The organism is Moraxella lacunata (assembly GCF_900453205.1).
In the GTDB taxonomy this organism is placed as follows: domain Bacteria; phylum Pseudomonadota; class Gammaproteobacteria; order Pseudomonadales; family Moraxellaceae; genus Moraxella; species Moraxella lacunata_B.
Genome location: NZ_UGQU01000003.1, coordinates 653,444 through 668,047, shown reverse-complemented (window position 1 = coordinate 668,047; position 14,604 = coordinate 653,444). Strand labels below are relative to the sequence as shown.

The following is a 14,604-nucleotide window of genomic DNA, read 5'->3' as shown; positions in this document are numbered from 1 at the left end:
TAAGGTTATTGACCGTATGGGGCTGATTTTGGACATTTTTGCCAAGCGAGCAAGGACTTATGAAGGCAAATTGCAAGTGGAGCTGGCACAGCTGACCCATTTATCATCAAGGCTTGTGCGTGGCTATGCCCATCTTGGGCAACAAAAAGGCGGTATTGGGCTACGGGGGCCGGGCGAAACCCAGCTTGAAACCGACAGACGGCTTTTGCAAGTGCGGGTGAATCAACTCAAAGACAAGCTCGCCAAAGTCAAACAAACCCGCCAAATCGGACGAGCCAAACGCACCAAATCATCCACGCCCACCGTCTCGCTGGTCGGCTATACGAATGCGGGCAAATCCACGCTGTTCAACGCTTTGACGGGCGAGAACATTTACAGTGCTGACCAGCTGTTTGCCACGCTTGACCCCACTTTGCGTCAAATTGACTGGCAAGGCGTGGGCAAAGTGGTGCTTGCTGATACGGTCGGCTTTGTGCAAAATCTGCCACACGAACTGGTGGAGAGCTTTCACGCTACACTGGAAGAGACCCTAGAAGCCGACCTACTTTTGCACGTCATTGACAGCAGTAGCCCTGATATGCACGAGCAGATTGATGCAGTTAATAGCGTCCTTCATGAAATTGGTGCAACTGCCCCTGTCTTGCTTGTCCACAACAAAATCGACAAAACCAAAGAAAAGCCCACCATTCATTATAAGGACGCTACCACACCCCACCGTGTTTATGTGTCGGCTCATGCAAATTTGGGTATCAATGAACTAACCCAAGCGGTGCAGGAACTTTTGGTGGGGGACTTGTCGTATTTTCACTTAACCCTACCCTATCACGCAGGACAATTAAAAAACGCCTTGCATGAGCTTGGGGTTATTACTCACAGTGAATTTGATGAAACTGGACATGAAATGCTGACGGTTCGCCTTGCCAAAGACACATTAAAAGAATTGCTTGGCAGGTATCATCTTAATGCCTTTGATGTGCTACCGCCACATGAGGCAAACAGTCTTTTGCCTGTATTGGAGGAGTTTGAAAAAGTAAATATCAAACCCAATGATGACAATAATGACGAATTAAATCCGTTTTGTTTTTAAATTTAATGTCTCTACCAAAAATTTGGGATTAGTTTGTAATAAAAAGTGCGTGCCATCAATGACTAAAAAGTCAATATTCTCAAACATCGTCCCAAATACCAATCCTGCTTTTTTGGGTATTGTTAAATAAAGATAGATTTTAAGGTTTTCCGTTCGGACTGAGCTTGTCGAAGTCTAGGAAAACCGTTATGGTTCGACAAGCTCACCACGAACGGCTTTCTAGAAAAGTATACTCAATTAACAATACCCTTTTTTGTTTACCAAATCATCACACCTTGCCGATACATATACGCAAGGGACTGATGATTTGGGTAAATGGCTTGGGATTTTGGCATGAGCGATATTGGATAGACGCTTTTTAAACAAGGGTAAAATGGCAGGATTGCTAATGACTGCCAACACTTCACGAAATAAGCCAATTAATTCCTCATTTGCCCAATGACGAAATAATAAAAATCCCAATAATTGATTTGGCAATAATCTCGCCCATGCAGGATTGATGAAAAGCCCAACTTTCGCCAATACAGACGGACATGCCAAAAACCCACCGATAATATAAATCTTTTCAATAGCTAATTGGCATTTTAATAAATAAGGCACAAACAGCGATGAATAAGATTCAAACACCACCACAAAAGACTCATATCCAAAATTATCATGAATAAACTTGACAATTTTATCAGCTTGATATTCTAATGCTTGATTGTTATTATCTTTAATATGACAAGCATTAAAATCATAAATGGCAATGCGATAATTGACATCTGATTGATTTAATTCATCAAGCAATGGACGAAATAAAATACCCGTGCCGTCCATACCTGACAATAATAACAAATTTTTCATGACACCTTATTTTGTATTCAAACTCCCCCACAACTTCTCCAATTTCTTCGCCGATACCGAACCCATCGTCTTCATCGGCTGGGCAAAAAGCTGGATACGGTATTCTTCCACAAGCCAGCGATACTCGCTGATTTTTGGGTCGTGAATGCGGTTTGCTAGCCTTTCCATATGCTCATCAAGGGCATAGACACCGTCCAAATCGTTGTCCAGATTGTTTGGCAAACGGTCAAGACGCACCTTTAACGCCCCCAAATAACGGGGATACTGTCGCCAAGCGTCATAAGGCACACGGTAAACAAAATCGCCCAAACACAAATCATCAAGCTGGTCTTCAATGTCGTCAATGCTCTCGCCAAAAATCTCACGGTCAAACATCAAAAGCTGTCCCCGCACCGTTTGCCAAGTGGTATGAATCTCCTTTAACACCTTTAACATCTCTTGCCCCACACTCAAAAACTGACCGCTTATCAGCTCCCTAACCGTCTCAAACTCGCCTGCACTCAGTGGTAATTTGTCAAGCAAATCGCCCATCTTATCATCACGCACAAAGCCCGCCACCTTTTCACGCACGCTCGTATCAACAAAGGGCTTGGCGTATTTTTCAAAAGTCGCTTGCAAAGTCGCATCCACCAAGACACTTTTTAATTTTTCCAAATCGCCAAGCGGGGCGTACGCCATCTTAAAGGCTTTGTCAATTTGAGAAGTCAGCTGTTTTTGCTTTGCCCCAAGCGTCATCTTGACAAGCGACAGCACGCCTGCTTTATGGGTGGTAAGTGCCTTTTGTAAGTCGCCAAACTCCACCACCGCCACTTTGCCCGTCCCATCAGGACTTAACGCAAAAAACACCTGCGTTACCATACCCTTATGATGACGGGTTTTGATAAAGTCAAAATGCTCAGGAAAGCTGTCGTGAATGCCTTCTGTCACCTTTTGTACTTGGCTCATCGTTTGGTATTTGGCTTGCAATTTGGCTAGGTCTCGCCCCTTGTCCATCACTCGCCCTTTGTCGTCAAGCACGCAGATTAAGGGCTGTAAATAAGTGTCAATCTCGCTTGGCTTAAAGTCATCAGCACCGACCTTCACGCCCAGTCTAAGAAGCTGTCCACAAAGCTGGTCAAGTAGTCCCACGCCATTGCCCTGCACCAGTTTATCCATCAAGGCATTGGCGGTGTCGGGAATGGGGACGATTTTTTTGCGAATGTCTTTGGGCAAGGTTTTTAACAGGCTTGCCACCAGCTCATACCGCCAACCTGCAATGCCCCACAATAAATCCACGCTGTCAAGCTGAGACAACGCCCCTGCCCCCACTTTGACACTTACGCCGTCATCGTCCGAGCTTGGGTCAAAGACATAGGACAAGGGGAATTTGACTGCCCCCACCTGCCAAAATTTGGGAAATTCTTGTCCGACATTGACGACATTGTTTACGACATCTTCGTCTTTAAATTTTAAAAACTCATCATCGCCCACCTTGCCAAGCCAATCTTCAAAGGCTTTGGCGGACGCAATGTGGGGCGGAATTTTATCATCATAAAATTCATACAATCGCTCTTCGTCCACCAGTAAATCACGACGGCGTAACTTGTCTTCGGTGTCGCCCACATCTTTGATTTTTTGGCGGTTGTGGGTCAAAAAAGGCAAGGCTTTGGGGTAGCGTTCTTCTTGTCCATCGCCTACGAGTGCGTCCATAATAAAAATCTCACGGCTTGCCACCAAATCCACCGTTTCATAATTAACGAGCTGTTTGTGTACAATGATTAACCCAAATAGGCTAATCTGAGCATAAGCACGCACCCGCCCTTCTTTTTTTGACCAATGCGGTTCAAAATAATGGTATTTTAATAAAGGCTTGCCCGCCGACAAAATCCATTCAGGCTCAATTTTTGCCAGTGTACGCATATACACTTGTGAAGTTTCCACCACTTCAAAGGCAAGCACCCATTCCGCTCCTTTTTTATGCAGGACACTTGCAGGGAAAATCTTTGCCTTTTGGTTTTTGGTCATGAGATACTCGCCCACCGTGTCGGTTTTGTGAGCGACAAAGGATAAGAGTGCCGTCAATAACGCCCGATGAATGCTGGCATAATCTTGGGCGGATTTGGTGAGTTTGTTTTTGTCAAAATGACCGTCTTTGTCCTTTAAACTTGCAAGCATTGCACTTTTGCCAAGCACTTTTTTGCCACCTTTTAAGCCAATGCGACCTTTTTGTGTGGTGTTTGCTTTGTCATTTTTGGTAAGTTCTTGATTGTTATCACTTTCTTGATAAATTTGATAACCCAAATCGCTCATCATTTGCGTGAGTTGCTCGTGCGTTTTTTGCCATTCTTTGATACGGGGAAAGCTTAAATAATGCTTTTTGGCAAAATTCTTACGCCCATTGCCTGTGAGTTTTTCGCCACCGTGCATTTCGTGGGCGTTAAACAGCACATCAAACAATTCCACATAAAACAAAAAGTCAGAATTATCCTTGCGAAACAAGGCGTGCTTTTGGTCAGCTTGGCTTTGTTTGTCGGCTGGTCGTTCACGCACATCTTGCACAGCAAGGGAGGAGACGATGATGAGCATTTTATCAAGACAAGCAAAATCCGCCCCCGCAATCAGCATACGGGCAAGGCGTGGATCTATGGGCATTTTTGCCATTTTTTTGCCAATGTCGGTAAGATTTGACGGCTTGGATTTTTGCCCCACTTTTTGCCCTGATTTTTGCTCTTTTTGGGATTTTTTAAAGGCGGTTTTGGTGGGCGTGTCGGATAACGCCCCAAGCTCGTGTAGGAGCTTTCGTCCGTCATTGACAAGGCGTAAATCGGGCGGTGTGATAAAATCAAACTGTGCCACATCGCCAAGCCCCAGATTTTCCATTTGCAAAATCACGCTTGCCAAATTGGTACGCAAAATCTCAGGTTCGGTAAATTCTGGACGGGTATCAAAGTCTTCTTTGGAGTACAAGCGTATGCACACACCGTCCGAAATTCGCCCACAGCGTCCCGCCCGTTGGTTCGCCGCCGCTTGGCTAATGGCTTCAATGGGAAGTCGTTGAATGCGTGAGCGGTAATTATAACGGCTAATCCGTGCAAAGCCCAAATCAATGACATAGCGAATGTTTGGCACAGTCAAGGCGGTCTCCGCCACATTCGTTGAAATGATAATCCGCCTACCCCCTGTGGGCTTAAAAATCCGCTGTTGTTCGGCAAAACTTTGGCGAGCAAATAACGGCAAAATTTCGGTGTGAGGCGGTGCGTAAGCGGTCAAAATCTCCTGTATTTCACGAATCTCGGCTTCGGTACTGGCAAAAATCAAAATGTCCGATGAGCTTGGGTGTCCTTTGGTGCGTGCGTCATCAAAGCACTCATTGACCGCAGATGTCAAGGCTCTGGGGAGCTTGTCTTCCATATCATCAAAAGCGTCATCGTCATGGCTTTTGACAATCTCATCAATGAGCGGACGGTAGCGAATCTCCACAGGGTAGCTTCGCCCTTCGACATTGATGATTGGCACATCGCCCTTGACAGACGGCTTAAAATACTCGGAAAAACGGGCGGTGTCAAGGGTGGCTGATGTGATGATGACCTTTAAATCAGGGCGTTTTGGCAATAGGCGTTTTAGATAGCCCAAAATAAAGTCAATGTTTAGGCTACGCTCGTGGGCTTCGTCAATGATAATCGTGTCATAGCGTGTCAAAAATTTATCCGAGCCAAGCTCGGCAAGCAAAATACCGTCCGTCATGAGCTTGATAAGGCTATCACGACTGCCCTGTTCGGTAAATCGCACCTTAAAACTCACCGTCTGCCCCAAACTCTCGCCAAGCTCGTCTGCAATTCGCATGGCGACACTTCTCGCCGCCAGACGGCGTGGCTGAGTGTGTCCGATTTGCCCTGTCGTGCCACGCCCTGCCAGCATGGCAAGTTTGGGGAGCTGGGTTGTCTTGCCTGAGCCTGTCTCGCCTGCCACGATGATGACTTGATTGTCTTGTATCGCACGGATAATCTCGTCCGCTCGGGCGGTAACGGGCAAATCGGCATTGAGCCTATCTTTTAAATCAGACGGCACGCTGTCCATGCGAGCTTGTACCGCTTGGGCAGAACGCTCTATGATAGTATCAAGCTGGGCTTGTTTTTTGGCTTTAATGTCGGCAGGGAAATTGCCACGCAATTCACGTTCTAAGCGATGAGCAATGTGGCGGTCTTTGGCGAGTAGTTGGGGGGTGTTGGGATTTTGGGTTATATTTGGCATTGTTATGTTATCATTAATCATTCTAAAAATCAGATAAATGGGGCTTTTGCAAGGATTTACAAGCCGTGCCACTGGCATTAAGGATAATTTTCATGCCGTTTGTAAACTTAGGCATACTTTTTGGTGTGGTTTTTTAAAAAATCGGCTATAATAAGCCATTTTTGGCAAAATTTTATACGATGAGCGAACTTAACGTTTTAGATTTGATTTTAGAAGCCAGTTTGCTGGTGCAACTGGTCATGGGATTGCTACTGCTCCTATCATTGATTGGTTGGGGGCTGATTTTTCGCCTATCCGCCAAACTCGGCAGTGCCAAACGCTTTGATAATGATTTTGAAGCGTGGCTATGGTCAGGCAACACCCTTGCCAAACAGTATAGCTCAGTCGCCAATGAGCCTGAACGCACCGGCTTAGAGCAGGTATTTTTTGTCGGTTATGGCGAGTTTTTAAAAGCCCAAAAATCAGGGGCGGTGCGAGCGGACACCCTAGACAGTGTTGAGCGTAAATTTAAAGTCGCCATTGGCAAACAGCAAGCCGTATTAGAGCAAGGCTTGGCAACCTTAGCCAGTATCGCGTCGGTGTCGCCTTATATCGGACTGTTTGGCACGGTGTGGGGGATTATGACCGCTTTTATTGGGTTATCTAGTGCCGAGAGCGTGAGCCTTGCCACAGTTGCCCCTGGCATTGCCGAAGCCTTGATTGCCACTGCCATGGGGTTATTTGCCGCCATTCCCGCAAGCCTTGCCTTTAACCATTTTAGTGCCAAGGCAGGGGCGTTGTACGAGTCTCGGGCGTTATTTTGTGAAGAGCTGACAGGGGTATTTGCTCATGAATACACCATGGCACAGCGTACTGGTCAAATTTAGGCGACATCATGAAAAACAGCTACGCACGTGCCAAAAAACCCCTAAACAGCGAGATGAATGTCGTCCCCTACATTGACGTCATGCTCGTGCTACTCATCATCTTTATGGTAACCGCCCCCATGCTCACCACAGGGGTAGAAGTCAATCTGCCAAGCGAGAAAACCAGCAACATCACCAAAAGTGAGTTAACCCCTGTCATCGTCTCACTCACCAAAGATGGTGAGTTGTTTATCAGTCATGAGCGAGCCATTGACCAAGCCATCAGTGAGAGTGAGTTGTCCACCCTGCTTACCGACATGGCACAGGCGAACATGGGCGAGAGCGGTAGCCAGCTCCAAGTACTGATTAATGCCGACAAAGATAACGCCTATGAAGCGGTCATGCACGTCATGGCACTGGTGCAAGGGGCAGGTGTTACCAAAGTTGGACTATTAAGCGGTCAAAGTAGCACAAGCAAGCAATCCACCAAAAAATAAAAAAATAACAGCTTATCATGAACCAGCAAACCGCACGCCTAGACTCGGACAACATCGGCACCAAAGAGCCTAATCTCCTGCTCTCGCTCGTGGGTAGCGTCGTGGTGCATGGGCTGATTGTGACAGGGGTGCTGTTTGCCTACACCCAACAAAAACCCTTACCCGAGACCGTCTCCTTAGAAGCAAGTCTAGTTACAGGGGACGACCTAGCAGGGGCAGAAGCCGCCATTGCTGACGCCTTTGCCGAGCATCAAGCCCAGTCCACCCAAACCGACAGCACCCAAAGCACCACTACCCCTGACAGCAGTCGCAGTGCTCAGCTAGAAGCCTATTATGACGACCTTGCCAAGCGTGAACGTGCCTACCAAGCTCAAATGGCAGAGTACGCCAAAAGCCTGGATGATGAGATACTCTCCGAGATAGAAATGCAAAGGCAAGCCATGGCAGACGAAGAGCGTGAACGGGCTCGTGCCGTGGCAGAGCTAGAAGTTCGGGAACGCAGTAATGATGACATCGCCCGTGAGAACAGCCAAGGGCTTAATGAAGCCCGAGAACGCCGTGATAACGCCATTGCCGAAAAAGAACGTGCCAATCGTACCGACAGCCGAAGTTTGGGCGATGGACAAAGCACCATCAAAGATACGCCCACTACCCCCACCGTAGGACGTGGCGGGGCAGTCAGCGGCGGTAATAGCAGTGGCAGTAGCGAACAAAGTAGCAACCGCAACGAGGTCATCTCTGCCTTGCAACGCCACATTCGCTCGCATTGGCGAGCCACTGGTAAAAACCAAACTTTGCAAGTCAAGCTCAAAGTAGATGGCAGTGGCAACGTACTAAGCGTTCAAGTCTCAGGCGGTGATGAGTATCTGCGTGAACAGCTAGAAGATACTGTGCATCGAGCCAGTCCACTCACGCCCATTGTTGGCACGAATTATCGCGACTTGAATTTTAATTTTAAAATCAATTAGAATATATAAATCCCCAAATATCATATTTTAAACATTTTTAAGGATACCCCATGAACATCAAAACCCCCTTATCTCATCTAACCCTAGCTGTCGCCCTAGTCGTGGCAAGCCCTGCTTTTGCCGTGGGTTATGGCTCACTGGGCAGCACCAATGACAGCGAGCTTAACTTTGACATCGACGTCGATGGCGTACAAAACCCCTACCAAGTCGCTCTCATTCCCTTTGCTGGCGACAGTGTGGTCAGCAACACCGTCGCCAGCAACCTAAGTCACACCGAACTAAAAACCACCAGTCAAAACCTACCCCAACGTGCCCACTCCTCTGCCGAGATTAGCCAAAACCTATCACATTGGCAAAATGCTGGCTTTAATTATGTCGTGGTTGGACAAACCCAAAACGTCACAGGGGGCAAAATCGCCATTCATTTTGAAGTCATCGAAGTTGCCACAGGACGCGTCATGCAGGGCAGACAGACCAAATACAGCGAGAACAACCAAAGCAAACTTCGCCACACCGCTCATGTTGTGAGCGATAAGATTTATGAAATCATCACAGGCGAACCAGGCGACTTTACAGGGCGTATCGCTTATGTCGAAGAGACAGGCGACCCACGCAATAAAACCTCCACCCTAAAAGTGATGGACGCTGACGGGCAAAACGTCCGTGTGCTATTTAGCACGCAAGGCTCTATTTTTAGTCCCACATGGTCGCCTGACGGTCAGCGTATCGCCTACTCGGTACAAAAACCTAACGGCTTGCCAGTCATTCACCTGCAAAGTGCCAGTAGCAGTGGTGGCGGTCAAGTCATCACCCCATTTAAGGGTAATAACCTAGGGGCATCGTTCTCACCTGACGGCACCAGTATTCTTTTCTCAGGCAGTCATGAAAATAATGACCCGTCCATCTATGAGCTACACATCGCCTCAGGTCATCTAAAACGCCTAACCAATATGAAAGGGGCAGAAAACTCACCGCAGTACACCCCAGACGGTCGCTCTTTTGTCTTTACCGCTGATAATGGCTCACGCACACCACGTCTCTACCGCTACAACATGAACACAGGGCAAGCATCAGCCATTGGCGGTGCAGGGGCAAACCCCCGAGTCAGCCCAGATGGTAGCAAAATCGCCTATGTTTCAGGGCGTAGCCTAGTGGTGACAGGGGTTGGTACGATTGACACGACAGGCATTGATGAGTCAGCGAGCTTCTCACCCAATGGCAACCGCATCGTCTATTCATCCCACAAAGGCGGACGTGGTCAGATGACCATTCGTTCCCTAAAAACAGGGCAAGCCTTTACCATTGACACCCAAGATACGGTGCGTGAACCAACATGGTCACGTGGCGGTATCAACTGATTTGGACTTGGGCGTGTTGAATATTGGTATTTGCAATGAAAAACAAAATTTAGCCATTTTTCATGCAAAAATTGGTTGAATTTGTCAAATTTTGCCATATTTTATAAGAATGTTATCAATGTTCAACACACCCTTATCAATCACCCTAAAAAAACGCACGACTCATCTGCTCGTGCGTTTTGGCTTAGTGCTACTTTGTGGCATGCTCAGTGCCTGCCAACACATCCAGTGGGTTGACAGCCCCCTGCCCGTCACCCTAAACCCAAACCTTAACCCCAACACTCCCGAACACACACCCAACCTACGACAAAAGCACCTGCCCATCCATCCTTATCATGACAGAGCGGTGTGCGATGACATTAGCTTTGCCAAAAATCCTGCCATCAAAAATCGCCTAGCCCCCAAGCCATGCTCTCCCAAAGAAGCCAAACGTTATGAAAAGCCGTTCTTTTTGCTGGAAGATTGGTTTTAATCTTTATCAGATTCCGCCAAAGTATCATCCGTAGCAGACACGCTCCAACTTTTCCCAACAAATATTTTGCCAAACGTCCGTATTTATGGTATGTTAAAGCACTTTTATCATCAAGGATGCCCATGACCATGAACGCCCTAACCGCACTCGCTAAGCACACCACCATCGTTGCTGATACAGGTGACCTAACCGCCATCGCTCGCTTGCGTCCACAAGACGCCACCACCAACCCAAGCCTAGTCGCCTCCGCCCTACTCTCAGGTGAGCATGGCGAGCTTATCCGCCAAATCAAAAGCTTAGGACTGTCTGATGATGACACCATCGACCGCTTAACTGCCGAGCTTGGCAAGCAGATACTCTCGCACATCGACGGACGGGTCTCCACCGAAGTGGATGCACGCCACTCATTTGACACCGATAAAACCGTGCAAAATGCCCTAGCATTCATCGAACTCTATGACAAACTGGGCGTAGACACCAGTCGCATTCTCATCAAAATCGCCGCCACTTGGCAAGGCATTAAGTCCGCCGAAATCCTAGAAAAACAAGGCATTCACTGTAACCTAACCCTGCTCTTTACCGACACCCAAGCCCGTGCGTGTGCTGACGCTGGGGTTAAGCTCATCTCGCCGTTTGTGGGGCGACTGACCGACTGGCAAAAAGCACATGAAAACCGCCAAAGCATTGACATAAATGATGATTTGGGCGTAAACTCGGTCAAAAATATTTATGAGTTTTATAAATCACACGGCTACCCCACCGAAATCATGGGGGCAAGTTTTCGCTCAACCACCCAAATCCTTGCCCTAGCAGGGTGCGACTTACTCACCATCTCGCCTGCCTTGCTTGATGAATTGGCTAATATGGATACGGACGTTGCCCGCCAATTAAGCCCAAGCCAAACGGTGCTAGAACGTCCTACACCCCTTGATGAGCAGGGCTTTAAAAACCTACAAGACAACGCCCCTGTCAATGAACTGCTTTTAAAAGGCATTGACGGCTTTGTCAAGGCTCGGGCGGATTTACAAAAGCAGTTATTTGAAAAATAATTGAAAAAACAATACGATTGATTTTTTAAATAAAAAAGGCTTTACAAAATGGGCGTATGAGTGTAAACTATATGCCCATTTATCAATGAAGTTTTTGCCATGAAAAAATATCAATGTATCGTCTGCGGTTGGATTTATGATGAAGCCTTAGGCTGTCCCGAAGAGGGTTTGCCTGCTGGCACACGTTGGGAAGACATCCCAAACGACTGGACATGCCCCGACTGTGGCGTGAGCAAAGAAGACTTTGAGATGGTTGAGATTTAATCATTCATGGCCTATTTGCCACCGCCCATCGCCCACACACCACCGCCAAGCTGGGATAGATTTAACCAAGACTGGCAAGCATCCGACCTATCGCCCCATTTTTATCAAAGCATGGTTGATGTTGGGCGTGGCATTACGCTGTGTGTCGAAGCAGGGGGCAACCCTGACCATCCGCCTTTACTGTTCATCACAGGCTTTGGCTCGCAAATGCTGTTTTGGTCGGATACTTTTTTAAAAAAGTTTATGGACGCAGGGTTTTTTGTCATCAGATTTGACAATCGTGATACGGGTCTTTCCACCAAAATCAAGCATCTAGCCAAACTGCCACACACCAACATCCTAAAAATGATTGCCAAAAACCAAATTGGCTTATCCAACGCCCGTGAAAAAGTCGCCTACACCCTACCCGACATGGCGGACGATGTCGCAGGGCTGATTGGGGCGATGAATTTGGGCAAAACACATCTGGTCGGGGCGAGCATGGGCGGTATGATCGCCCAAATCGTCTGTGCCAAATACCCCCATTATATCGACAGGCTCGCCCTGCTGTTTAGTAGCACCAACCACCCCTTTTTGGTGCCACCCAAACCCAAAGAGTTCTCTACCTTTTTTAAAAAAGCCCAAAGCAACAGCGAACGGGACATGCTCCGTCATGCGGTATGGTTCATGACAGCGGTCGGCTCCCCTGGTCATCTAGACGTCAAAGGCACTCGCCACATCGCCTCAATCCGCTATCATCGCTGTCATCATCCGCTTGGCATGACACAGCAGATGAACGCCATCCTTGCCACAGGCTCGATTTTCCAGTATACTCGTCAAGTGACCGCCCCCACACTCGTCATTCACGGCAACAAAGACGGGCTACTGCACCAAAGCCACGGTAAACACATCGCCAAAATCATCCCGAATAGCCGATTCGTGGCGGTGGACGGCATGGCACACGACCTGCCGGTGTATTATCAGCCGTATTTGGCAAGTTTGATAGTGGGGCATTTATCATCCTAAGTCTAAGCTCCCAAGCCCATTGGCTACTTTTTGCCCCACTTTTTGGAATTTATCATGACCACTGTCTTTATCAACGAGCAAGCCCACCCCATCAACACCATCTACTGTGTCGGACGTAGCTATGTGGAGCATATCCACGAACTCAACAACGAAATCCCTGCCGAACCATTGGTATTTTTAAAGCCCAACAGCAGTATCACGACAGGGGATACACTCACTTTGCCCGACTTTTCGGAGAACGTCCATCACGAGACCGAGCTTGTGCTACTCATCGGCGAGAACAAGCAAATCATCGCCTACACGGTGGGGCTTGATTTGACCGCCAGAGACGTGCAAGAAGTTTGCAAAACCAAGGGCTTACCATGGCTTAAAGCCAAAGGCTTTAAGGGAGCGTGCTGGCTTGGGGGATTTAAGCCATTTAGCGAACGCCATTATTATTTATCCTTAGCCGTCAATGGCGAAATCCGACAAGACGACAGCACCGAAAAGATGATGTATTCATTTGAATTTTTGGTGGATTATTTGGATAATCTGTACAGATTACAAGCAGGCGACATCATCATGACCGGCTCGCCAAAGGGCGTGGGGAAACTAGAACGTGGCGATAAACTGGTGGTGAGGATTGATGATGATAGGTATCATCTTGACATCCAATAACACCAAAATCCAAAGCCAACTTATTTCCTAACTTCTCCCCGTACTAAGCCCCGCCTTGCCATTTTCCCATAAAGTTTTAAACAAAATTTTCCAAGCCGACAATTTCGGATTGGGCGATTTGCCTTGACCGATAAGTGTCATTTGGCTCATATACCAGTCCATTTCTAGCACCGAGCCGATTTTGTCATCAAGCGGTTTAACGCCTGTTTTAATCCGCTCGGTTTGCACCGTTTCATAAGTGCCATTTTTGATTTGATTGGGTAAATCAGGCACAAGGGCAAAAGGACGAGCAATGCCGATTAAATCTAAATTGCCACTTTTTAAGGCATCATTCATTGCCGTTTCACTTCTAAATCCGCCTGTGATGATGAGTGGCACTTGGCTGATTTTGCGGGCTTTTTCGGCATAATCTAGGAAAAACGCTTCCCTTTGGCGGGTGCTGGATTTTTCAGCCAGCATGGCAGGGCTTTCGTAGTTTCCGCCAGAAATTTCAATAAAATCAATGCCCATTTGCGATAATTTTTCCACCACTTGCAAGCTGTCATTTTCATCAAAACCGCCTTTTTGAAAATCGGCTGAATTTAATTTTACCCCAACCAAAAAATCAGGACGGACATTTTCACGAATGCCTTGATAAATTTTTAATAAAAAATTCATACGGTTATCTAAACTTCCACCCCAGTCATCGGTACGGGTATTGTGGTGTGGCGACAAAAATTGGCTAATCAAATAGCCGTGTGCCGCGTGAATTTGCACACCGCTAAACCCTGCTTTTTCAGCAATTTTGGCGGTTGTGATAAATTCGCCAATAATTTTTTCAATTTCAACTGCTTGCAGAGCTCGTGGCGGATTGATAAACCCGTCCATTCCCACCAGTGGCACGGCACTTGGGGCAACAGGTTCACGATTGACGGCTTTGGGCGATTGTTTGCCTGCGTGGTTGATTTGCATAATCACTAGTGTGCCGTCTGTTTTGCCAGCATCTGCCCACGCTTTGAGCATAGGGAGCGAGCGGTCGTCCGACACCACAACATCGCCCACCGAGCCTTTGCCGTTTGGCGACACCATCACATTGCCCGTAACCAACACGCCCGCACCGCCCATCGCCCAAGTGCGATACAAATTGACGAGTGTTTGGGTTGGCTGATTGTCTATGGCGAGCTGTTCTTCCATTGCGGATTTGAAAAAGCGGTTTTTGGCGGTCGTGCCGTTGGGGAAAGTGAAAGATTGGAATAGCATAAAAGGTCTCTTTTAAGTTGATATGTTTAAAAATTTAAATATATCATAAGCGATTTTTTGGGGAAGTCAAGGGGTTATTTGAACAAG

The 14,604-nt window shown here is 47.3% G+C and carries 13 protein-coding genes; 10 read left to right on the top strand and 3 right to left on the bottom strand.

Annotated elements, in window-relative coordinates; translation table 11 throughout:
• Nucleotides 1–1,087, top strand: a 1,087-nt coding sequence (hflX, locus tag DX073_RS12360; RefSeq protein ID WP_115008361.1) for a GTPase HflX, incomplete at its 5' end; no start/stop codon positions are given.
• A gap of 237 nt (nt 1,088–1,324) precedes the next feature.
• On the opposite strand, the gene DX073_RS12355 is transcribed toward hflX, so the two are convergent.
• Nucleotides 1,325–1,933: an alpha/beta hydrolase gene (locus tag DX073_RS12355; protein ID WP_115008314.1), complete on the bottom strand. Its 609-nt coding sequence runs from the start codon at nt 1,931–1,933 to the stop codon at nt 1,325–1,327.
• Between the two features lie 6 nt (nt 1,934–1,939).
• Entirely contained in the window at nt 1,940–6,163 is a 4,224-nt protein-coding gene (hrpA, locus tag DX073_RS12350; protein WP_115008360.1) for an ATP-dependent RNA helicase HrpA, read from the bottom strand.
• 179 nt (nt 6,164–6,342) lie between these two features.
• Between hrpA and tolQ the strand changes: the two genes are divergently transcribed.
• The 9 genes from tolQ to DX073_RS12305 all read left to right on the top strand — a co-directional run bounded on the left by tolQ (nt 6,343) and on the right by DX073_RS12305 (nt 13,278).
• Nucleotides 6,343–7,029 carry a protein TolQ gene (tolQ, locus tag DX073_RS12345; RefSeq protein ID WP_115008313.1) on the top strand — a complete coding sequence of 229 codons (687 nt, stop codon included), beginning with the start codon at nt 6,343–6,345 and terminating at the stop codon, nt 7,027–7,029.
• 8 nt (nt 7,030–7,037) lie between these two features.
• Nucleotides 7,038–7,505 (top strand): protein TolR, encoded by a 468-nt coding sequence (gene tolR, locus DX073_RS12340; RefSeq protein WP_115008312.1) that lies wholly within the window; start codon nt 7,038–7,040, stop codon nt 7,503–7,505.
• A 17-nt stretch (nt 7,506–7,522) separates the two neighbouring features.
• Entirely contained in the window at nt 7,523–8,473 is a 951-nt protein-coding gene (locus DX073_RS12335) for a cell envelope integrity TolA family protein (protein ID WP_115008311.1), read from the top strand.
• A 50-nt stretch (nt 8,474–8,523) separates the two neighbouring features.
• Nucleotides 8,524–9,831: a PD40 domain-containing protein gene (locus DX073_RS12330; protein ID WP_115008310.1), complete on the top strand. Its 1,308-nt coding sequence runs from the start codon at nt 8,524–8,526 to the stop codon at nt 9,829–9,831.
• Nucleotides 9,832–9,949: 118 nt separating this feature from the next.
• Nucleotides 9,950–10,303, top strand: a complete 354-nt coding sequence (locus tag DX073_RS12325; RefSeq protein WP_115008309.1) for a hypothetical protein — start codon at nt 9,950–9,952, stop codon at nt 10,301–10,303.
• Nucleotides 10,304–10,425: 122 nt separating this feature from the next.
• Nucleotides 10,426–11,352 (top strand): transaldolase family protein, encoded by a 927-nt coding sequence (locus DX073_RS12320; protein ID WP_181814452.1) that lies wholly within the window; start codon nt 10,426–10,428, stop codon nt 11,350–11,352.
• Between the two features lie 99 nt (nt 11,353–11,451).
• A complete protein-coding gene (locus tag DX073_RS12315) occupies nt 11,452–11,616 on the top strand; it encodes a rubredoxin (RefSeq protein ID WP_029102102.1) in 165 nt (54 codons plus the stop codon).
• A gap of 6 nt (nt 11,617–11,622) precedes the next feature.
• The gene (locus DX073_RS12310; protein ID WP_115008308.1) at nt 11,623–12,621 is read left to right on the top strand and encodes an alpha/beta fold hydrolase; all 999 of its coding nucleotides are present in this window, start codon (nt 11,623–11,625) and stop codon (nt 12,619–12,621) included.
• Between the two features lie 54 nt (nt 12,622–12,675).
• On the top strand, nt 12,676–13,278 hold the full coding sequence (locus DX073_RS12305) for a fumarylacetoacetate hydrolase family protein (RefSeq protein WP_115008307.1): 603 nt from the start codon (nt 12,676–12,678) through the stop codon (nt 13,276–13,278).
• 27 nt (nt 13,279–13,305) lie between these two features.
• Here DX073_RS12305 and DX073_RS12300 read toward each other — a convergent pair whose 3' ends face one another.
• Entirely contained in the window at nt 13,306–14,517 is a 1,212-nt protein-coding gene (locus DX073_RS12300) for an NADH:flavin oxidoreductase/NADH oxidase family protein (RefSeq protein ID WP_115008306.1), read from the bottom strand.
• Between the last annotated feature and the right edge of the window lie 87 nt (nt 14,518–14,604).